Source organism: Candidatus Dependentiae bacterium, from assembly GCA_016871815.1.
Classification (GTDB): domain Bacteria; phylum Babelota; class Babeliae; order Babelales.
Genome location: VHBT01000007.1, coordinates 1 through 21,260, shown reverse-complemented (window position 1 = coordinate 21,260; position 21,260 = coordinate 1). Strand labels below are relative to the sequence as shown.

21 protein-coding genes are annotated in these 21,260 nt (G+C 38.4%); 11 read left to right on the top strand and 10 right to left on the bottom strand.

Annotation, left to right across the window (positions count from 1 at the left end; genetic code table 11):
• Positions 1-37: 37 nt before the first annotated feature.
• The 7 genes from FJ366_02190 to FJ366_02160 form a co-directional block, all read right to left on the bottom strand.
• The gene (locus tag FJ366_02190) at positions 38-877 is read right to left on the bottom strand and encodes a hypothetical protein (protein MBM3894382.1); all 840 of its coding nucleotides are present in this window, start codon (positions 875-877) and stop codon (positions 38-40) included.
• Positions 878-904: 27 nt separating this feature from the next.
• Positions 905-2,152 carry a hypothetical protein gene (locus tag FJ366_02185; GenBank protein ID MBM3894381.1) on the bottom strand — a complete coding sequence of 416 codons (1,248 nt, stop codon included), beginning with the start codon at positions 2,150-2,152 and terminating at the stop codon, positions 905-907.
• A gap of 137 nt (positions 2,153-2,289) precedes the next feature.
• Entirely contained in the window at positions 2,290-2,976 is a 687-nt protein-coding gene (locus FJ366_02180) for an amino acid ABC transporter ATP-binding protein (GenBank protein MBM3894380.1), read from the bottom strand.
• Complete coding sequence (locus FJ366_02175; GenBank protein ID MBM3894379.1) at positions 2,969-3,649, bottom strand: ABC transporter permease subunit; 681 nt, start codon at positions 3,647-3,649, stop codon at positions 2,969-2,971. The genes FJ366_02180 and FJ366_02175 overlap by 8 nt, the downstream gene beginning before the upstream one ends.
• Positions 3,625-4,428, bottom strand: a complete 804-nt coding sequence (locus tag FJ366_02170) for an amino acid ABC transporter substrate-binding protein (GenBank protein ID MBM3894378.1) — start codon at positions 4,426-4,428, stop codon at positions 3,625-3,627. The genes FJ366_02175 and FJ366_02170 overlap by 25 nt, the downstream gene beginning before the upstream one ends.
• 387 nt (positions 4,429-4,815) lie before the next feature.
• Positions 4,816-5,703 (bottom strand): hypothetical protein, encoded by an 888-nt coding sequence (locus FJ366_02165; protein MBM3894377.1) that lies wholly within the window; start codon positions 5,701-5,703, stop codon positions 4,816-4,818.
• Between the two features lie 158 nt (positions 5,704-5,861).
• A complete protein-coding gene (locus FJ366_02160; protein MBM3894376.1) occupies positions 5,862-6,836 on the bottom strand; it encodes a hypothetical protein in 975 nt (324 codons plus the stop codon).
• Between the two features lie 322 nt (positions 6,837-7,158).
• On the opposite strand from FJ366_02160, the gene FJ366_02155 reads away from it, so the two are divergent.
• Together FJ366_02155 and FJ366_02150 are read left to right on the top strand one after the other, a co-directional pair.
• Positions 7,159-7,365 carry a hypothetical protein gene (locus tag FJ366_02155; GenBank protein MBM3894375.1) on the top strand — a complete coding sequence of 69 codons (207 nt, stop codon included), beginning with the start codon at positions 7,159-7,161 and terminating at the stop codon, positions 7,363-7,365.
• A gap of 52 nt (positions 7,366-7,417) precedes the next feature.
• On the top strand, positions 7,418-8,593 hold the full coding sequence (locus FJ366_02150; GenBank protein ID MBM3894374.1) for a hypothetical protein: 1,176 nt from the start codon (positions 7,418-7,420) through the stop codon (positions 8,591-8,593).
• Between the two features lie 108 nt (positions 8,594-8,701).
• On the opposite strand, the gene dnaK is transcribed toward FJ366_02150, so the two are convergent.
• Complete coding sequence (dnaK, locus tag FJ366_02145; GenBank protein ID MBM3894373.1) at positions 8,702-10,603, bottom strand: molecular chaperone DnaK; 1,902 nt, start codon at positions 10,601-10,603, stop codon at positions 8,702-8,704.
• Between the two features lie 1,125 nt (positions 10,604-11,728).
• On the opposite strand from dnaK, the gene FJ366_02140 reads away from it, so the two are divergent.
• Together FJ366_02140 and miaA are read left to right on the top strand one after the other, a co-directional pair.
• Positions 11,729-12,313 carry a hypothetical protein gene (locus tag FJ366_02140; GenBank protein MBM3894372.1) on the top strand — a complete coding sequence of 195 codons (585 nt, stop codon included), beginning with the start codon at positions 11,729-11,731 and terminating at the stop codon, positions 12,311-12,313.
• A gap of 10 nt (positions 12,314-12,323) precedes the next feature.
• Positions 12,324-13,214: a tRNA (adenosine(37)-N6)-dimethylallyltransferase MiaA gene (gene miaA, locus FJ366_02135; protein MBM3894371.1), complete on the top strand. Its 891-nt coding sequence runs from the start codon at positions 12,324-12,326 to the stop codon at positions 13,212-13,214.
• Between the two features lie 37 nt (positions 13,215-13,251).
• Here the strand turns inward: miaA and FJ366_02130 are convergent, their stop codons facing one another.
• Positions 13,252-13,659, bottom strand: a complete 408-nt coding sequence (locus FJ366_02130) for a hypothetical protein (protein MBM3894370.1) — start codon at positions 13,657-13,659, stop codon at positions 13,252-13,254.
• Between the two features lie 433 nt (positions 13,660-14,092).
• Here FJ366_02130 and FJ366_02125 point away from each other — a divergent pair, with 433 nt between their 5' ends.
• From FJ366_02125 to FJ366_02095, 7 genes are all read left to right on the top strand, one after another.
• Entirely contained in the window at positions 14,093-16,018 is a 1,926-nt protein-coding gene (locus FJ366_02125) for a hypothetical protein (protein ID MBM3894369.1), read from the top strand.
• Positions 16,019-16,069: 51 nt separating this feature from the next.
• The gene (gene recA, locus FJ366_02120) at positions 16,070-17,092 is read left to right on the top strand and encodes a recombinase RecA (protein ID MBM3894368.1); all 1,023 of its coding nucleotides are present in this window, start codon (positions 16,070-16,072) and stop codon (positions 17,090-17,092) included.
• Positions 17,052-17,633 (top strand): translation initiation factor IF-3, encoded by a 582-nt coding sequence (gene infC, locus FJ366_02115; protein MBM3894367.1) that lies wholly within the window; start codon positions 17,052-17,054, stop codon positions 17,631-17,633. The genes recA and infC overlap by 41 nt, the downstream gene beginning before the upstream one ends.
• A 118-nt stretch (positions 17,634-17,751) precedes the next feature.
• Complete coding sequence (rpmI, locus tag FJ366_02110) at positions 17,752-17,946, top strand: 50S ribosomal protein L35 (protein MBM3894366.1); 195 nt, start codon at positions 17,752-17,754, stop codon at positions 17,944-17,946.
• A gap of 45 nt (positions 17,947-17,991) precedes the next feature.
• Entirely contained in the window at positions 17,992-18,336 is a 345-nt protein-coding gene (gene rplT, locus FJ366_02105; GenBank protein ID MBM3894365.1) for a 50S ribosomal protein L20, read from the top strand.
• A 197-nt stretch (positions 18,337-18,533) separates the two neighbouring features.
• Positions 18,534-19,622: a hypothetical protein gene (locus FJ366_02100; GenBank protein MBM3894364.1), complete on the top strand. Its 1,089-nt coding sequence runs from the start codon at positions 18,534-18,536 to the stop codon at positions 19,620-19,622.
• Positions 19,623-19,843: 221 nt separating this feature from the next.
• Positions 19,844-20,524: a hypothetical protein gene (locus tag FJ366_02095; protein MBM3894363.1), complete on the top strand. Its 681-nt coding sequence runs from the start codon at positions 19,844-19,846 to the stop codon at positions 20,522-20,524.
• 74 nt (positions 20,525-20,598) lie between these two features.
• On the opposite strand, the gene FJ366_02090 is transcribed toward FJ366_02095, so the two are convergent.
• On the bottom strand, positions 20,599-20,877 hold the full coding sequence (locus FJ366_02090) for a hypothetical protein (protein ID MBM3894362.1): 279 nt from the start codon (positions 20,875-20,877) through the stop codon (positions 20,599-20,601).
• Between the last annotated feature and the right edge of the window lie 383 nt (positions 20,878-21,260).

The window sequence follows — 21,260 nt, the reverse complement described above, 5'->3', positions numbered from 1 at the left end:
CTTGGTAAAAGTGCCCTTTTTTGTGTAAAAAATGTTTTTATCTACGTCTGAGCGCGCTCATTCTTTGTGTGAGTTTTCTTAGTTGGTTTTGAGCTTTTATTAAGTTCTCGGTTTCTTCTCTTAAGCCTTGTGAATAACGTTTAAACTCATCATCAGATATCGATGTTTCTGACATTAAATTTTGGCTCACGGTCATGTTAACTTTGTGGCCCTGTATTTTTGAGGTTAGTAATTCTATGCTGCATTCGGTTTCTACGTAGCGGCCTATCGCATCACTTTCTCCGCAAAAATCATCAAGATTTCTAGATGCTTTAAATCTTCCAAAAAGCTCAGAGAATTTTGTATCTGGGGAGCCATGAGTGCTGCGACAAAATACCGAGAACGTACCAAGTCTTTCAGCCGTTTCAGGCATTTTATCATCGGTGTTGTTGATAAGAATAAGTTCGGTGTTTTTTTCTTTAAGATTTGCGAGAAATTCTTTAGCTAAAATAGATCCAACTAACTCGTGGAAGTATTTTCCATAGCACTCTATGATCACAAAAAGGCGCTGAGTGGGTGTTGCATCGTTTGCGTGTAAAAGAAATTCTTTTATTTCTTCATCTGAAAGTGTATCGATTAAGCTTTCGTCGCATGCTATGAAATTTTCATACCTAGAAGCGTGATCGCTGATACGAGCAAATACGATTGGGGCTCTCTCTGCTTCATCTGCTGTTCCTGCGCCGCAAGCTCCCGCGTGATGTGCTTCATGTGATGGGCCTTTGTATCTAAGAGGCTCATGCGCAGTGAGGTTGAATAGACTTCTAATGAGATCTTCGGCGTTATTTGCAGAGATGCTTATGCATGTAGCAGCGAGAAAGAGTATTAATTTTGATGACATCGTTTTACTTTCTTTTAATGTTGTTTTTTATTCTGAGGTTGCCGGTTCTTCAGGTGTTTGATTTGTAACAAGTGTGTAGTTTGAAAATTCACATTTGCTGAACGTTTTGCAAGGGTAATTTTTCCAAAGAAACGTGTATGTTTCATCAACTGTTGTTAATGTTTCGGCTGCCAAATTTTCATCGGCATGAAAGATTAATTTCAGAGCGTTTTGGTGGGCGATAATTTTATCTAGCAGTGCGGCGTTGCTTTTCACGATAACGTTTTCTGATACAGCGATTCGTACGGGTTTGTTAAAAATATTTTTGATTATTTTGATTTCGCAGTGTGGAGAATCGCTTGCAACGATGGTTGTTGGAAGATCGGTGTAAAGTGTCTTTTTGTCGAATGAAAAGCCGATTTTGTCTGTTTCTGAAATAATAAGGTAGTCAATATTGAATTCTGGCTTTGCTAGTGGGGTAAAATCGTGAAGAAAACGGTCGATGTAAAAGTTTTTATCAAGATTTTCGGTGTATTCTTGAAACAGCGTTGTGAGCATCGACTGCTCGTCTTGGTTAAAGCAGGTTGAATAAAGGTATTCTAATCCCAGTCCTTGGAGTTGCATTTCATCGTTTAAGAAAGGGCTTTCTGGGCGAAGTTGGCTTCTCATGCTCTTTAGTTGTTCTGGTGTGATATTTTCGCCCCAATGGTTGATTATTAGTTCGTTCAGAAAGGTGTAGTCAGAGAGAATCAGAAGACATTTTTTGATTAAGTTTTTTTGTTCTGTTGAGGCTTTCTGCTCAATTGTGGTGAGGGCTTTATTGATTTCAAGGCATGCTGCAAAAAGTCCACAGTAGATGTAACCTGAGTCTTGAGCATTTGTTGTTTTAAATAAATGATTTAGCTTTTTTATTTGCTTGAAGAATGAAATATTTTTTTGAGTATCAAGGATGAAGTTGGTGCATCTTGTGGTGTTAAGGAGATAAAAGTAAGAGACTATTTTTTTTAAGTTATTAAGTTCTTCATTTATTTGGGCTGATGGAACATTTTTTTTTACTGTTTTTTCAATCGCGTTTGCGATGGAATCAATCTTTTTTAGTATTTTTTCTAGGTGGAGAGGCGAACATGAAACTGATTCTGTTGGAGAGCAGATGAGGCGATCTGACATAAATGAAAGGCATTCGGTCGTTTTTTCTGTGTATTCTTCCATTTCGGCAAGTGATAGGTGCTTGGGTTTATCTTGCGCAGCTACGGTAGAGACGGCAAAAAGCGAAAGGGCGAGAAATTTTTTACTCATGGTTACGATGTTTTCGGATAAAATGATTTTGTGAAAACGGATACGTAATTAGTTTTCTCTGGCTTGGATTATTTGTCAAAAAATACTGGTATTTTAAGTTTTTTAGAAAAGAGGGCGCTTTGTAATGGCGCCCTTTTTTAGTTTTTTTCAAAAAACAGGGAAATTTTTTCTAAAAAATCGTTTTTATCGGAAACGGTTATTTCTTCGCTTGTGCATCCGTTGTCAAAAAATAAGCACCTGGTGGCTATTTTTGCGGCCAAATCAATATCTTGGGTTGAGCAGATAATAATATTTCCGTTTTTCGCATACTCAAAGAGCAGCTTGATCAAGATTTCTGTGTTTTGTGGATCGAGTGCGGAATTAGGTTCATCAAGTAGCAATATCTTTGGTTCTATGCAAAGTCCTCGAGCAATAGCGGTTCGTTGCTGTTGGCCTCCCGAAAGTTGGTGAGGTAGCGCGTTTTTAAATTCATTTATTTGCAGTTGTGTTAATAAATCAAGGGCCTTTTTATCGGCGATAGCTGGAAGCATGTTCCTTGTTTTTGTGAGGGGGTGAGTACACTGTTCAAGAACGGTAAGTTGTGGAAAAAGAGCAAAGCCTTGGGGGACAAATCCGATATCTTTTTGTTGAATGGCTTTATTGTTTAATAAGATTGTTCCTTTTTTTGATTCATTGAGTCCAGCGATACTTCTAAGAAAAGTTGTTTTTCCTGCACCGCTTTTTCCTAGAAGGACCACAATTGATCCGGCTGGAATTGAGCATGAAATATTGTCTAAAACTTTTTTGTTATCCATGAAAACGGAAAGGTTATTTATTTTAAGCACGTTTAATCCTTTCTTGGATAAATGCTGAAAGGGTATTCCAGGCGTATGAAATGACTATAAAAATGAGTGCAGCGTTAAGGTACATGCTCACAGGATTCATTTCTCTAGCAATTACATTACGGGTAACTCCCATTATTTCTAACACGCCAATAGTTGAGCAAACGGCGGTTGATTTTATGAGTTGGTCTATTTCTCCGTTTAGGGAGAGGGCTTGAGAGCGAAAAACTTCAGGAAGGACGAGTTGGAGCAGCGCTTGTTTTTTTGTGTATCCCAAAAGAAGGGCCATTTCCCAAAGCGATTGTTGGTAATTATTGATCCCTTGTTTGATTATTTGGCTTACGTAGGCAGATGAGCAAATGCCAAGGGAAATAATTGATGCTGCCAGAGAAGAGATGTTGAGTGTTGTAATTATCGGAATGGCAAAATAGATAATGAGTAGTTGCAGATAAAATGGTAGGGCTCTAATTAATTGGGTAAAACGTCTTGTGAGTACTTGGAGCCATCGATTTGTATCGGATTTAGATGATTCTACTACTCCAAGAATTGTTCCCATTGTTATGCTAATGAGTAAAGAGCTTAGCCAGATGGTTAGAGTAATTTTTGTCCCGCTGAAAAGAGGTGTAAGGTTATTGAGAATCGATGAAAGCATTAGTTTTCCTCCTGATTTAACCATTTTTCTTCTAGTTTTTTGAGTGTGTTGCTGAAAGAAAGCTCTTCTATCGCTTTTTTGACTTGGCCTGCAAGAAGAGCATTTTCTTTTTTGATCATTATTCCTTCTCCATAGATTTGAAATGATTCCGGCAGTTCTTCTGAGAGTATTTCAAGATTTGGTTCAAGTTTTTTTAATCGGTTTGCAATGCGAGGCTCCAGGACTAGAACATTTGTTTTGCCGAATCGGAGTTCCATAATCATGTCAGTAACCGATGGGAGTTGTTTTTTTATTGCGTTGGGAAATGAATCGACATATTTTTCTTGTCCACTTCCTGGTTCTACGCATATTTCGAGTTTTTGGTTTACGCAGTCGTAGAGCGATTTGATATTTGAAGGTGTTTTTTTCCAGAAAACAAGGCTGGTTGCGGTTGAATCTCTGCTGGTGTATTGAATCATGTTAAACGTTTCCATGCGTTTTTTTGTGTTATCAAACCCGGACATGGCGATATCGATTATTCCTTGGTCTAATGCGATAAGTATTGTTTGTACGCTTCCAAGGTCTTTTATTATTACCGGTCGGTTGAGTTTTTCACCGAGTAGTTCAGCAACGTTGATATCGTATCCTTCGTATTCACCGTTACTCGCAACGCTCATGAATGGTGGCCATCCGTTCATCATTCCAATAATAAGGGGTTTGGGTTGTTCTTGAGGGAGAGAGGTTTTTTTTGTACATAAGAAAATTGCTGAAAAAAGAATGGCGCAGGCGATCCCAGGGATCATGATTTTTTTTAACAATGACATGATAAGTTCCTTTATAAGGCTTGTTGTACGTGTATTTTTTATAATGCACGACACGTACTAATATTTTTATTAAATAACTGTTCCGAATGGTTGATCGGACTTTTTAATGAGTTAAATACGAAGAATTAATGAAGATGATGATGAGATTGATGGCTGAAGCCATGGAAATGGGTTCCGGAGCCGAAGATTGTGGCTGGACGGACAGAGAGAAGTGAGAAAATAATAGTCTTTGTTGTTTCGAGTGTCGATTTTTTCGACAACATGTTGAGTGCTCCTTATTAAAAAGACTGAGTAACTTTTTTTAAATTGTGGCATTTTTTTAATAAGAAAACAACAGGCTGAGGATTTTTTTATAATTAATGAAAAAATGCTACTTTTGAGCCATTTTTAATGGAAGGTTATTTTTTCTGAAACGAGGGGGCGATGCTTAAAGATGCCTTCCAGGAAGTTGATATGGTCTGTTTTGGCAAGAAGATCTTTTTCTGGATCTTCAAGTCTTGTTTTATACGTAGCCATAGAAGAATCAAGTGTTATTAAGTCGACTTTTTCTAAGTTGAAGTTTCTATCGAGTGTTGGAACAAAGATATTGCAGATGGCGTGACCTGCTTTTTCGGTATCTGCGGGAAAAACTTGTTTTGTCGCCCATTGCACGATTGTTATTTTTCCTGAGTGGATTTTTTGATAGATTTTTCTTTGTAATTCGTTATTTGTTATGAACTGGGTGTCAGAAAGTTGGTAAAATTCTTCAGGATGATGATCTTGCTTGGGAATAAAGCAGCAGGTGTCCATGTTTTCAACAACGTATGAGTCTTTCTTTATAAGATCGGCAGTTTTTTTGATGAAGAGAGATTGGCTGCCTAAATTTGAGATAAATGTTGAGAAGTGGTGCCAAGGAAGGCCATCGTCTGAGCGAAGAGCATGTTTTTTTCGATAGTCGGAGATAAACGTTTCTAACTTTTTTTGTTCGATAAATTTTGTTTCAAAAATGTCTTTAAGTGTTGGGTTAAATAAGGAGCTGAGATGTGCATATACGCAAATAATATTGCTCAGGCTGTGCATAGCGCAATCAGGACCTTTTTGTCGGTAGCAATCCCAGAAGTGGACAGTTATTTTTTCATTATATTTTATTGATTTTATTTCATACCCATTTTTAGCGCGTTTTTTTCGCAGTTCTTTGTATGTTAAAAATATGATTAATGCGCACAGGAAGGCTAGTTCATGTAAGTTGATATATTGTGAAATATGATAAAGCATTGTGTTAAAAAAAGGTGTCATTGCTTAGTTTTAATTCACGTACGTGTGATTTTTTTAGTTTCGCAGACTTTATCAAAAAATATTTCTCGAGGGTATGATTTGCGCGTTTTGTATTAAAAAGGGCGCTTTTGAGGGCGCCCTTGTGATTTGAATATCAAAGTTATTTATTGGGGTTGTTTTTAGGCAGATTCACTTTTTTCGACAAGATCATCATGGTATTCGAGTAATAATTCGAGTTGTTTTTTATCGGTTTCTCTCTTGTCTTTGTTTTCGTCTTTGCAAGCATTAAGCTGTTCTTGAAGTGTTTTAAGGTTGTTCATGAAGCAGGAAGGAAAATCGGCGATTGAGTTGTTGAGAATGTCGAGAATTTCACAGTGCCTGTTAAAGAGCTTTTCGGCATCAGATTTATAGCTTGCAGAAAGGGGTGAGGAGCCTGATTCAAGCCGATATCCGAAATAAATTCCAAGAAGAATGCTGATTGTTGTCCAGTATCTATTCCAAAAAAATACACCCTCATTGAACTTTCTCTCTTTTTTTCCCCATTGATTTCCCTGTGCATCGGTATGCGTTGGTACTACAATGGTATGCGAATGAAATGTATCAAGGTAAGCTATTCGCAAAAAACAAGCAGCGGCAAATGTAATGGCGGTCATTGTTGAGCATGCACTAATCATCCCATCCTTTCTTTCTTCCCATTTAGTCATTGTTAGTCGTTTGATACCATGTAAGCAGCTCGACTTGAGGGTGTAGTCAATACTTGCTTTTTCAAATGAGCCATATTCGTTGAATGTTAGAGTTACGTAAGCCATGTCGCACGTGAGTAACAGACTCCAGAGGGCTTCTTTTTCGTGATCGTTTGCGGAAGAATTTATGATACATTGAATGAGCGTTTGAAGACTGAATGGGTGATAGTATGACGTTATAGCGTTTTTTTTAAAGTACTGTTTAGACATTCTTCCTTTGTAAAAAGACATGCTATCTATAAGTGTTCGTACTTCTTCAAAGGAGAGTCTATGAACGTTGCGGCCATAGATTGATTCCCCGCCAGTCTCGAGCGATTGGCTTTCTAGAGAATTGATATGCTCATCGATTGATGTTGACGAAATAAATGATGAAAGTGTGAATATTGAGAGTAAGAATATTTTTTTAAACATATTTATGGTGTTTCGAACAGTGTTGATTTGTGGAAAGGGGTAAGTAATTAGTTTTTTCTAGGTTGGAGTTTTAGTCAAATTTAGCTAAAAAATATGTTTTTAGATGGAAAAAAGGCTTTTTTATGGCCCCTTTGTGTTTGAGGGGCTTTTTTGTCAGGCGATCTTTTGGGGGGTGTTCTTTCAGCCTGCCTTCTTTTGAGCGGAGAAAATTCTCTTTTTTCATAAAATCATACAATTTGTTCGAGGATATGATTTTTTATTCGGGAGCATTTTTATTTTTTAGACTTAAAGAATCTTAAAAAGTATAAAAAAAGGGTTTTTTATGAATACAAAAATAAAAATGATGTGTTTGATCCTTCTTTTGACATCAAATGTGATTGGACAACGGGTGTTGCTGGTTCCCGGAGCGCAAACGACAGCGCTTTCTACCAAACAGGTGCAAACGGTCCACGTGACTGGCGATGTAGCATCGTTGGTACAAAAAAGAATGACCGTCTCGGCGGAAGAAGGTTTTTACCAAAAAAGATGATTTAGTACAACGCGTAAAAAATAACGAAAGTAAGCTTGCCCGCGAGCTGAGATTGCTTTTTGCAGCAAAACAACCATCCGTTCTGGCAGTTGTTGCAGAAAACGAATTTGATTCAGTTGTAATTCAGCTTTTGGTTGACACAAAAGGCATGCATGAAGTTGTGGTTTATTCCGCTGCGGAGTGTCCTGCGTGGGTTGCCCCATTGGTTGACGCGAGTGCGCAGGCGGCTGATGCTTCGTGGTCACTTGCCAAAAAATTAGGGGTAACCGCATTGGTTGGTGGTATTTCTACTGCTTTGTATGCGGGTGTTAACGCCGTGATGAATTTTTCTTTTTTATCAGAAGAAGAAGATTTTTTTGATTTAGGCACAGAAGAAGCAAGACAAGAAAGACAAAAAGCAGCAGCAAAGCGAAGAGCCGATGAAGAAGCAGATGCAATGCGAATAGCAGAAGAAGCAAGACGAGCAGAGGGTGTTATGGGAGACGCGGTGCCGGGAGGTGCCGGTAGGCGCTTGGAGGGCGTTGGAGCCGCTTTAGCGACCCCAATTGGTGATGATTGGATAACGCAGGCTTTTGGTGAAGTTGATGAAACCATGCGAGTAAAGATATTTGAACAGTCGCAAATGTCTTATCTTAGTAGATCGTTGAGTGAGATAGAGAAGCGTGTGGCTCGAGATATAAAGACAATTTTACAAACAACTCAATTTTATAATTTTATTAAAATGGCATTGGATTTAGAGGGAGCTCCTGAGCGTGAAGCTTGTGAGTGGTTAAAAACTAAAATTTCGTATTTAGATTTGATTAAGGGCATCGATTTTGAGTTGATTGATTGGGGCGAGTTTTTTCTAGGGAGCCTTAAGGAATCGACGGTAGATTTTTTGGCTAGATTTCAAAAAAATATGAGGATTGCAAAAGCTTGTGGTGATACAGATTCATTTCCCATCTATCAATCTGTATGTTTTAAACAATTTTTGGTTGAATTGGAAAAACTAAAAATTGTTGATCGTTGCGAGGCATTGCGGGTTTGTTTAATTGGTGTTGAAGAGGTTAAAGGTTTTTGTGAAACGCGGGATAAGGTTTATCCGTTGACTTATTATGGTATTCAAAAACAATCATTTTTGCCGTTTAATTATTATCTTTCGATGGTTTCTTCAGGAAGTATGTGTGTTAAAGATCAATTTCCCAACGTTCTTGAAGGGTTTGCTAACTTAGATAAAGTTAAAGTTTGAGTTGATTAATGTGATGAGCTGATGGTTGCCAGTGTTGAGGTAATTTTATTTTGTTAGTAGCCAAGGGCGCTTTTGAAGGCGCCCTTGTGATTTGAATATCAAGGTTGTTTATTTTTGCTCAAAGTCAGCGTCGATAGTTGTGTCGTTATGTGGGGTATGTGGCTCTGAATTTTCATCTGCATGTTGTGTTGGGCCTTGTTGTTGTGCTGCTGCTTGTTCGTGAGGCATGAGTACATTTGCGGCTTTGCTTAATGACTCGATTGCTTGAGTGAGCACTTCAACTGACATTTCTTCGTTCTTGATGAGGTCTTTTGCTTTTGTGATTTCAGCTTCAAGTTCATTGAGCTCATTGATTGCAAGTTTGTCTTTGTGTTTTGCAAGCGTTTTTTCTACGTGTGCAACAACACCATCGAGTTGGTTGCGTTTATCGATTGCTTCTCTGCGAGCTTTGTCTTCTGCTTCATGCATTTTAGCTTCTTGCACCATGCGTTCAACATCATCTTTTGAGAGTCCAGAGTTGTTTGAGATTGAAATTTTTTGTTCTTTGCCGGTTGCTTTGTCGCATGCAGAAACATGTACAATTCCGTTTGCATCGATATCAAAGGTAACTTCGATTTGTGGCATTCCGCGAGGAGCCGCTGCAATTCCTTCGAGTCTGAATCGGCCCAGCGATTTGTTGTCTTTTGCAAATTCACGCTCACCTTGCACGATGTTGATATCAACTGCAGATTGGTTGTCTTCGGCGGTTGAGAAAACTTGCGATTTACGCGATGGGATCGTGGTATTGCGTTCGATGATACGTGTTGCAATTCCACCCATTGTTTCGATTCCAAGTGAGAGTGGTGTAACGTCAAGAAGTAAAACATCGGTTACATCACCAGCAAGTACGCCACCTTGAATAGCAGCTCCCACAGCTACAACTTCGTCAGGGTTAACAGATTTGTTTGGCTCTTTTCCAAAGAAATCTTTGACCATTTGTTGTACTTTTGGAATACGAGTAGATCCACCAACAAGCACGACTTCATTGATTTGTGAAACGCTGATTCCTGCGTCTGCAAGAGCCTTTTTGCAAGGTTCAAATAATTTTCTGAAGATGTCTTCGCAGAGTGATTCGAGTTTTGCGCGTGAGATTTTTGTAACTAAATGTTTTGGTCCAGTTGCGTCTGCGGTGATGTATGGCAAGTTGATTTCGGTCTCTGTGGTTGAGGATAATTCGATTTTGCATTTTTCTGCAGCTTCTTTGAGTCGTTGCAATGCCATCTTGTCGTTGAACAAGTCGATACCGTTTTGTGCTTTGAATTCTGAGACTAAATGATGAATAAGTTTTTCGTCTACGTTATCGCCACCAAGCATGGTGTCGCCGTTTGTTGATTTTACTTCAACAACGCCATCACCAACTTCAAGAATCGAAACGTCAAATGTTCCACCACCAAAGTCGAATACGGCGATCGTTTCGTTGTGTTTTTTATCAAGACCGTATGCAAGAGCTGCGGCTGTTGGTTCGTTGATGATACGTTTTACGTTGAGTCCTGCGATTTGACCAGCGTCTTTGGTTGCTTGACGTTGCGCGTCGTTAAAGTATGCAGGGACGGTTACCACGGCTTCGGTGACTTTTTCGCCAAGGTATGCTTCTGCGGCAGCTTTGAGCTTTTGAAGAACAGCAGCGCCGATTTCTTGTGGGGTAACATTTTTGCCATCGATGACGATTACGGTGTCGCCATTAGCATCTGCGCCGAGTTTGAATGGGCAGCTTCTTTTTTCTGATTCTGTGAGGGACGAGAACTTGCGGCCGATAAATCTTTTTGCAGAGAAGATGGTTTTTTCTGGATTTGTGATTGCTTGGCGCTTTGCAACGGTTCCTACCAGTCTGTTGCCATCATTTGTGTATGCAACGATCGACGGGGTGGTGTTTGCGCCTTCTTGGTTTGGGATAACCTTGGGTTGTCCGCCTTCCATGAATGCAACTACTGAGTTTGTTGTACCTAAATCGATACCAATAATTTTTGCCATGAATTGTATTCCTTGTGAGTTTAAAAGTTTGATTTGATTCAAAACGTTTTTTCTTATTTCTAGGAATAACTCAACTAAGAAATTCTGTCAATATGGTTTTAAGAAATCTTAGTGCGCGAATGTAGATTTTCTTAGTTTCTTTGTGGCGCCTTGCCCATGTTTTTTTATTTCTTGTCTGATAAAACAACCTATTTGAATCTAGTTTTGTTGAAAGACGCCTTCGGTTGAGTGTTTCTACGGTTTTTGGGGCGATGGTTTTGCGGTTTTTTGATTTCTTTTTGATTTCTTTTTGCGGCCACGCGCAGGCTACTCCGCCTCCCGTCGCTTAGCGCGTGGCTCTGAAGCTTTATGGGGGCCGCTGATGCGTTGCTGGATGGGGTTTTGAGGGGAGGGTGGTAGCGCGCACGGACGGTTGGCTCCGTAGTTTTTAAGGAATTTATAGAGAGGGGGTTAGTGTTTACTGTTCTTTATGGATAAGAGAGGAATAGAGAAGGATAGGGCTAAGTGTTTGGAGAGTTAGATTAATATGTGAATAGAGGTTGGGGGGGTATGGTTTATAAGGAAAGGATAGGTATAAGGATAAAGATAAGGAAGAGAAGGAGAGTGATGATAGATATGAAAAGAAGAAGGGATACGTATTAAAAGGATTAAAGGGATTAAACGTTATAGAAAGGAATTAAAAGGATTATGTATATATTATTAATAAGAAGGAAAAGAATGATTGAGGTTATGGTTACGTTCTTGTCCGTAGTTATTGTGAGTGGTTAGTCTACTCTTGGGGGTTGTTTTAAGGTAAGCGCGCAAGAGAGTGCGCAAGGCCTGTTGCACGAACGCGCCCGCGAGCACGAGTTTGTTTTTTATGGTGCTTTCAAAATTTTTTTAAGGAATATGTTTTTTGTTCAAAGATATCACTTAAAAGGGAAGGGTGCGCGGTGGCGCTGCTCTCTTCCGGGTCAACTTTTTTTTGAATGACATCTTGGTTAAAAATTAGGCTTTTTTCGTGTTGGCAAAATTTCTTGGTGTGTGGTAGAATATGGTTACTGCAAGACTTGCTCTCTTCGTAAGTTTTTTCTGCTTTTGTGCGGGTCTCCTGAATTTTTCCCATTAATACCAGGGGTGCTAAGCATGTTTAAGATTAATGATGTTGTCTTTTATCCCGGTTATGGCGTTGCGAAAATCGCCGATGTGGTTGAGCGTACAATTTCCGGTTCGGTTGTTCTGTTGAATGAGTTACAATTTTTGTTTAAAGAAAATAGTCCGATTTTAGTTGCTGAGCATAGAATGCAAGGCCTTGGCATTAGATATTTGTCATGCGAGTCGATTGTTGATGAGGCAATGTCAGAATTGTGGCGTCCGTCGCGATTTAAAATAAAAGGTGCTTTTGATTTCTCTCCGTCGGCTTGGAGTCGCAGACAAAAAGAATATCAGCTCAAGATTCATGGTGGTAGTATTGTTGATATGGCTGGAGTGTATCGAGACATTATGACACTTGCTCTTTCAAAAGAACTCGCTTTTGGTGAAAAAAATACCTTGAAAATTGTTGAAGAACTTTTGATTCAGGAAGTTTCTTTTGTCAAACACATTTCTCGAGAAGCGGTTGTGGAAGCTATTAAAAAGCCATTCCGCGATAGCGCTATTGGTTCAACATTTATGGCTGATGTTGTTTCGGTAGCTCCTCATGGCGCGCTTGGTTCTTCTTCTGCTGTTTAGTTGAGGCTTCTTGGATAACGATAAAAAAATTACTTTGATTTTGGGGCCGACGGCCAGTGGAAAGACTGCGTTGGCCCTCTCTCTTTTTCGGTCTGGTGGCTTTTGTGGAATCGTCAATGCCGATGCTTCTCAGGTCTACCGTCAGGTTTCTGTGGGTGTAGCTTCTCCTTGCGAGCAGGAGCTTGCGATAGCGCCTCATTATTTATATTCGTTTCTCGATTGTAAAATTCGCACGTTTAATGCTGCTCAGTATCGATCAATGGTTGAAGATTTGTTCGATCAGCTGGCACCTGATGATGTACCACTTTTCTGTGGGGGATCGCTCTTTTATGTCAAATCACTTTTTTTTCGGCTACAAGATTCATTGCCCGTGCACGATAAAAAAAAGGTAGAGCGACCGATTGGATTTACTGATTGGGAATACTTGAATTTGATCGATCCAGTCAGGAGTGCGAGCATTCATCCGCATGATTCGTATCGCATCGAGCGTGCATTAACTATTTATAATTCGTCTGGCGTTTTGCCCTCAAGTGTTAGTCCTGTGTTTGATCCGGTCTTTAAGGAAAAAGTAAGAATTATTTGGGTTGATTTGCCCGATGAATTATTACGGAAAAAAATAAGTATGCGGATTGCGAGTATGCTTGACAATGGTTGGGTCACTGAGGTCGAAAATTTAATCGGCTCAGAATTCGAGTCATTTGCTCGAGATGAAGGTGCTTTGGGATACCAAGATGTGTATCGCTGGATTGTTGACGGCAAGCAAGAAAATATGCGTGAGCAGTTAATTCAAACGCTTGAAAAAAAGACGTGGGATTATGTACGCAGGCAAAGAAAATTTTGGCGATCATTCAAGCGCACGTTGGAGATTTATCCAGAGATGGTTGAGTTGGTTAATAAATAAAAAAGAGGACTGGTTTTAAATCAGTCCTCTTTATTTGTTAGTCTTGATATTGGGGAAGTTCGTGAGCGGTTGCAATTTCGTTGTAATATTCCTTTAAGTTGTTCGCGATAGTGTCGCATTCTTCTTCGGTGTATGCTGTGTCTGTGTTTCGACGAAGGCAGTAAGTCATTAATTCATTCCATACTGCGCCATCAAAGCTAGCATCATCATAAGTTGAAAGTTTAAATGCTTCATTGGCTGCGTTTCTTTCGATATATTGTATTCTTAATTTTAAAGAGTGAAGCGCTTCAGCTTGTCCGCTGTTATTCGGCCAGGTTGCCCATTCGGTAAGTTTTTCTTGGATTGATTGTCGAATTGCGTTCTCCGTGTCCGTCGGCTGCAAGCCGTGCAGCAAGCCAGCAGCGCCTGTCATGATGACTAAAAGTGTGATTTTTTTTAAAAACATTTGCGGTTCCTTTTTTTATGTTTGTTTTATTAGGTTGTATTTACTTTACAACTTATTTGGGGGGGGGCGAATGGGTAATTGCTTTTTGGTAAAAAGTGGCTTTTTTAGTAAAAAATAAATGTTGAGTTAATTCTTTGAGTATTTTTTAATTTTTTTAAATTGTCTAAAAAAAACACTACTCGCAGCGCCCCTTAATTCGATGCTTTTGGTGCGCTTAATGTGATTGGTTGTCGGCGCGCAGCGGCGCGCTCTGCGCGATTTTTGGCGCACAAGTTTCTGTTGTGGTGTTGGCGCTGGCTCGTCGGGTTCGACTTGTTTTCACTCTGCAAATCCTGTGATTTATTTTGGGGTGATTCAAAATACTGCTCCTCATGAGATTGTTTTTCGATTATACTCTCCTGCGTGACAGGTGCTAAAAAAGAAAGGAAGCGCTATGATCGGACGTTTAAGAGTTTTTGTAAAAGAGTATTCATCGTTATGGTGGATTGTTTTAATTGCGCTTATTGCGCCATCTTTTTTCAGATTTAATTATCAGGATCCTAATAAACGAGCAGTGGCAACGGTCAATGGTGAGCCATTAGAGCTTTCTGAGTTCAAGCGACTCTCTCAGATGATGCAGTCGGAAAGACAGATGTTCAATCAGCGTTATGGTTTGAATCTTGATGTCGCGGTTGATCCGATTGCGGTTGTCGATCGTGGAGTTGAGTCGATTGTACTGAATGATCTTGTGCGCGCTCAGGGTATTGTTATTAATCCTGAAGTATTAAGTTCTTTGATTAGAAGTTCGATGTGTCAAATGTTTGGGATTAAGCCAAATCAGTTTAGTGTTGATTTTTATAATTATTACATCAAGCAAACAGGAATGGATGTTCGAGATTTTGAAAGCGAACAAGAACGTGCACTTGCACGATCCATGGTTGAAGAGCTTGTTGGAGCTGCGGCATATTCCCCACGTTTTGCTCGCGAAGAAGAATTTCTTGGTAAAAAAAGTTTTGCGTTACTTTCTTTTGTAAAAGATGGATACCTCAAGGACGCAAAAAGTACTCCTGCATCAAATGAAGAGTTATCTCTTTTTTATGAAGAAAATAAAAACAACTACCGTTTGCCTGACATCAAAAGAGTTTCTTACGTCGTGGTTGATCCATCTGTGTATACAAAACAAATCACTATTTCTGATGAACAAGTTGAATCGTATTATAAGCACAAAAAAGATTCAGCGTACAAAGCAAAAGATGAATATCAAATTAGACGTGTGTTGATTGCTGTTCCAAAAGATGCAACTCCGGCAGAAGTTGAACGATTTAAAGCAAAAGCAACAGACTGTTTAAATAAAGCTAAAGAAAGTCAGGATGCATTTGCGGATGTTGCAAAGACGCTTTCTGATGATACAAAGTCGAGCAAAAAAGGTGGGCTTTCTGATTGGTTTACGTTGGGAACATTTAGTTACGAACTTGAAGCAGAATTAATAAAACTTAAAGAAACTGGTAAAACAACCTCAGTTGTAAAGAGTGCAGACGGATTTGAGTTTGCGCAACTGGTTGCCAAAAAGGATGGTGCTTACAAATCACTTGATTCAGTAAGAAAAGAAATCGTAAAAGCTCTGACTAAGCGTTCAGCCGCAGATATGTTTAGAGCTGAGGCCGACCAATTGCTCAGAGAGGCTAAAGATACAGCAGATTTTGTAAATGCGCTTGAAGATTTTGCCAAAGATCGCAAGTCAAAGGTTGAAAAAACTGCTGACCTGGATCAGTCGATGAGTCAGGGGGAATCTCTTGAAAATGTGTTGACACAAAAGGCTTTTGGTTCGTTTTCTGAAAAACCAAAAAAACGCGGACAATTTATTCACAATGAAAAAAATATTATTTTCGTGGTAACCGAATCTCAATCGGGAAGATTCTCTTCTTTTGAAGATGTATTATCATCTATCAGAGATTCTTTTTATGAGCAAAAAGCTGCAATGTTGCTTAAAAATGATGTTGCAACAGCTCGCAAGCAGTACTTGATTGAAAAGCTTTCGTTGGCTGATATTTCAAAAAAATATGCACACATCAAGTTTTATGAAACCTCATTGATCGAGAAAAAAGATTCGATTAAAGGGTTTGATAAAGATTCAGGCTTGAATGAAAAAATCTTTAAACTAGAATCACCAGAAATGTGCGCAACAGTACCTGTTTTAGAAGGAACCGTTGTCTTGGCTTCGCTTATTGAACAACAGCCTTCTGATAAGCCAGCCGAAAAAGATTCGGTAGATCTTAAAAAAACAGAGAGTGTCTTATTAAAGGGCTTTATTGCGACTCTTAAAAGAAATGCTAAAATAGAGTTAAGTAGCGAGCATTTTTCTGCTTCCTCACATGAATAAAGGTATATAATGACTCAAAAACAAGCAGTTCCTCTAAAAAATACACTGGGTATTTCGGACGAAAAACGCAAAGCGCTTGATGCTGCATTTGCTCATATTGATAAACAATTTGGTAAAGGCGCTGTCATGCTTTTGGGGCAGCGCCCAAATCAGGCAGTTGATGTAATTTCCACTGGTTCTATCTTGGTTGACTCCGCACTTGGTGTTGGTGGTTTTCCTCGCGGTCGAATTGTTGAAGTCTATGGTCCAGAAGCTTCAGGGAAAACAACATTAACGCTTCAGGCGATTGCAAATGTTCAGAAGAGCGGTGGCGTGTGTGCGTTTATCGATGCTGAACATGCGCTTGATCCTGTCTATGCCCAAGGTTTGGGTATTAATCTTGATAATTTAATTATTTCCCAGCCAGATTCTGGTGAACAAGCGCTTGATATCGCTGAAACATTGGTTCGTTCTGGTGCTGTTGATTTGTTAATTATCGACTCGGTTGCAGCGCTGGTTCCTCGAGCAGAGCTTGAAGGAGACATGGGTGACCAACACGTAGGATTGCAAGCTCGGTTGATGTCACAAGCACTCAGAAAACTTACGCCGATTGTTCACAAGTCAAAAACCGTTATTATTTTTATTAACCAAATTAGAAGTAAAATTGGTGGTATGGCTTTTGCAAACAATGAGGTTACTTCGGGTGGAAATGCGTTGAAGTTTTATGCGTCTGTTCGTCTTGATATTCGTCGAATTGGAACATTAAAACGTGGCGATGAGGCTGTTGGAAATCGTGTTGCGATTAAAGTTGTCAAAAATAAAGTTGCTCCTCCCTTCAGACGTGTTGAAGTTGATTTGATGTTTGGGGTGGGAATTGTTCGAGAAATTGAAGTCTTTGAAATCGCGGTTGAAAACAAAATCATCGTGCAAAGTGGTGCGTGGTTTGCCTTCAGGGATGAAAAACTTGGACAGGGCAAAGAAAATTCGCTCAAAAAATTAAAAGAAGATGAAGCTCTCTTTGGTAAAGTATATGCCGAAGTAGAGAAAGTTTTGGTTGCAAGGTCAGGGGGGAACAGTGATTCCGAAGAGTCCTAAAGGTCGTCCGGAGGTCTCTGACCACGGTTTTTTTATTAATGACAGAATTAAAGCCAAAGAAGTGCGGTTAATTACCGACGATGGCTCTAATATTGGCGTAGTGACGCTTGATCAGGCGTTGCGAATGGCTCAGCAAAAAGGGCTTGATTTGGTTCAGATCAGTGAAAACGCAGCTCAAGTAGTTGTAAAAATCATGGATTTTGGCAAATTCCTGTATGAACGAAAAAAACAACTGAATGATGCGAAAAAAAATCAAAAAGTTATCCAAATTAAAGAATTAAAAATTCGTCCACGTATTGAGGATGGAGACTACAATATCCGCATTAAGCAGGCTTCAGAATTCTTTGCTGATGGCAAGCGGGTTAAGTTTACTCTCCAATTTCGTGGTCGGGAAATTCCGATGATGGATAAGTTGGGAACAGCGCTTTTTGAGCGTATCGAAAAAGATTTGGTTGCTCTTGACCAAGGTGCCATTGTGAGTGAAAAAGACTCCAAGGGTGGTCAATTGTGGTCAAAAATCTTTTATTTGAAGGAAAAATAACCAAGTAGAGCGAGATTACATAATTGATAAATATCATCAGTGTGTTAAACTCTTTTTTATTGGTCGGTAAATAATTGTCTTTACGCGAAGCCCTTTTTTGAGGCAACGCAGGAACAAAATAATGAAGCTTAAAACAAATTCAGCAGCAAAAAAACGTTTTAGAAAGCTTGGTTCTGGCTTAATTAAACGTGGTAAAGGTTTTAGACGTCACCATTCGTGGGCTAAATCATCAAAACAAGTTCGTCAGTTGAGAGCTGGTGTTCTTGTTCATGAAAATGATCACAAGTCCATTGCGCGTCTTCTGCCTAATTAATCGGTGGTTTTGGTAAAAACAGTAAAAATAACGAGGTTTTAGGGTATGAGTCGCGTCAAACGTGGTGTGGTTACGCACCGCCGTCATAAAAGACTTTTTAAAATGACAAAAGGATATTGGGGTCAGCGTTCCAATATCTTTAGAAGAGCAACAGAAACATTGCTTCGCGCTATGGCATTTGCTTTCAAAGGCAGAAAAATGCGTAAGCGTGATTTCCGTTCAATGTTTATCACCCGTGTGAACGCAGCAAGTCGTCAACACGGTTTGAGCTACAGCGTATTTATTCACAAGTTAAATACAGCTAAAGTTGCATTAAACAGAAAAATGCTTTCTCAGTTAGCTATTTATGATCCAAAAGCTTTTGAAGCTGTGATCGCAAAAGTTAAATAAGCTTTTATATAAAATAAAAAATGTCTCGGGGTAATATCCGAGACATTTTTTATTTGTTTCACATTGGATTTTTTGATGTTTGAATTTTTTAAAAAAAGGGCTTTTTACTTATAAAAAAATTAGCCTTTGGTTTTAAAAATATTAGGAGTTAATTTTTAAGAGTTAATCTTTAATTTAGTTGATGGCTATAAAATCCCATGCATAGATTTTTGTTTGTTTTTATTTTTTCTTCTTCTTGTTTTTCAATAAGTAATAATGAATATGAATCTTTTTTAAAAAGAGTTTATCCAGAAGAATATAAAGAAGTAGTTGTTAAAGTTCCCAAAAATTGTACGGTTGCTCAGTTTTTGACTTCTCAGCATAGCGAGCATGTGGGATTTAATACTCCTCTTGTTCCTCGGTTTTCAAAAAGATATCCATTTACGTGGATGCGTTATTTGAAAGATTATGACTTTGGATATCCTCTACTAAGTGGTGCTGTGATTACAGCTGCGGCGATGGAACGCTTTATGTATAATGCGCATTTGTTATTTCATGATCAGCCTGAAAAAATGAAACAGTTTAGATCGGTCTTAGATAGAGCGATTAATGCCATGATGAAATGTCTTTCTTGTAGTTCCATACATATTAAATGTCTTTCTTGTAATTCCACACATATTAAAGTCGGATTGATTGGCTCCCTCCTTAATTGCGGACATTATCTCTTTGATAACTACATGAACTATGGATGTAAAGAATCATTTGACGCTAATCTTAAAAATTTGAATGGTATTAATGATGAGATATATGATGTTTTAAATAATTTATCTCTCTCAGATTTTAAAGTTCGTCATTTAGTTGAAAAAATTCTTTCGACAAGTCATTCATCTACTGCGAATTATAAGTTTATGTTTTGGCCTGAAATTGATTTTGATAAAAAGATTTATAAGGACATTAGGGGAACGAAAAACGTTAACGTGTTTTTAATTTTCTTGTACAAGTTGTTAAAGAGAGATTACGGGGACGTTGAGGGCGTGAGAATTGGTACCGTGTGGTTAATTTTCACCTCCATCTATATTAAGAAGGTATTATTTTATTATCTTTGTATTGTAGTTTCTTTATATGTTGCGTCTAAATGTTTTCAGTTTCTCCCTTATCGGAAATTCTTCATTCCTGTTGCAGGTTTGCTGTTTTTTCTCAATGATATGTGGAACTCTTTTTTTAAAGATTTGCTTGCGGGAGAGTATAACACGGTTCCCGAAAAAGATGGCGGAATAAAAGTTACAATCGAGCTTGTGGACGAATAGTTGAAGCTGTGATCGCAAAAGTTAAATAAGCTTTTATATAAAATAAAAAATGTCTCGGGGTAATATCCGAGACATTTTTTATTTGTTTCACATTGAATTTCCTTGGTGTTTAAAAAAAGCCAAAAAAGTTCTTTACTGAATGCTTTTTGGCTTTTTTTAAATAGAGGCTTTAAGGAGTATGGTATAAATAACGATAGATTTGTTTTTAGAAAGGTTTTTAGATGACTTTATTTTTTAGGAAAAGTGCTGTTTTTGTAATTGTTCTAGCAATTTTTATTTGTTTTAAATCGTATGGGCTCGGACCTATAACAAATAATCTTATTTATGCCTCCCCTGTGGATGAATATACCAAACAAGCTGTTGAAATATATTTTCAGAATATCGATATTCCAGCACAAAATATCCCTAAAAATCCAACGGTGGTAACAGTCCCAAAATCAGAGATAGATTTACTCAAGTCATCTTGGTTTAATCGTGCAAAAAATCTTTCTTCATCAAAAAAACTGTTTGATTTATTCTGCGATGAAGATTTGAGTGAAGAAGTTTTTTTTATTAAAACTGAAACCGAGTTAATCGGGGTTTCTGTTACTAGTGAACAAAAAAGTGGGTCATATCGCACAAATTGGTGGCGCTTTTATGCATTACAATCTCCTCTTCCATCAGGATTTTGGTTTACCCCCAATGGTCTTGACTTACATTGGACAACTCGATGGACCTATGATGTAAAAAAAATAACACTCTTTTCTTCTTCTGGTAATTTGTCTGATGAAGCTCTTGCATTGATTAAGGCTTCAACCATAACATCTAGTGCGAGTGGCAAGCGATTGATGAAAAATATATTTTGTACATTGCCAGCAATATTTGTTTTTGCTTTGATTGTAGCTGTGGTTTCAAGTAGATAGTATTTTTTAAAAATATTTTAAACCAAAAAGGGCTAGGGAAATTTCCCGGGCTCTTTTTTTATACATTTTCTAAATTATAAATTAGCGAGCATACCATCTAATTCTTGGTATCGACCAACAAAGTCGTCTTTAGTGTTTTGTGAAATCCATTCTGCTGCTGCATAAGCTTTAATGGTATTTATCATCCAATCAATACTTATTCTTGCTTCTGCAACTCGATGATTTGCGTTGAGTTCGACTATTTGATTTGTATTAGCAAGAAACCGTTGGTATTCGCCTTCCATGACTTGAATATATCGAGCTTCTATAACTAAATTAACGTCAGCTTGAGCTCCTGCAAAAATAACGAACACAAGACCCGTTAATTTAAAAAAATGATTTTTTTATATGAGTTTTTAGTAATTTTAAAAAAAATAACGGAAGTTTTTTACGCTTCCGTTATTTTTTTACAAGTTCAATTCAGGATGGACTCTTTTTTACAAAGAGGTTTTATCTGCCTCTTCGGTTGTCAGTTCCAAGACAGATTCTTGCTTGGTGACAGCTGAGCGATAGTTGTTAAAGTTTTTTGTGGTTAATTCGTTGCCTGCGATCATTAAGCCAAAAGAATCGGTACGGATTTTTAATTGAGCTGCAACTTTTTGTTTAAAGGTCATAAACGAATCTTTTTTTGCATCAAAGGAAACTTTTACAACCATTCCTTGGGCCGTTTTGATTCTTGCGGTAGCTTGGCTTCCAC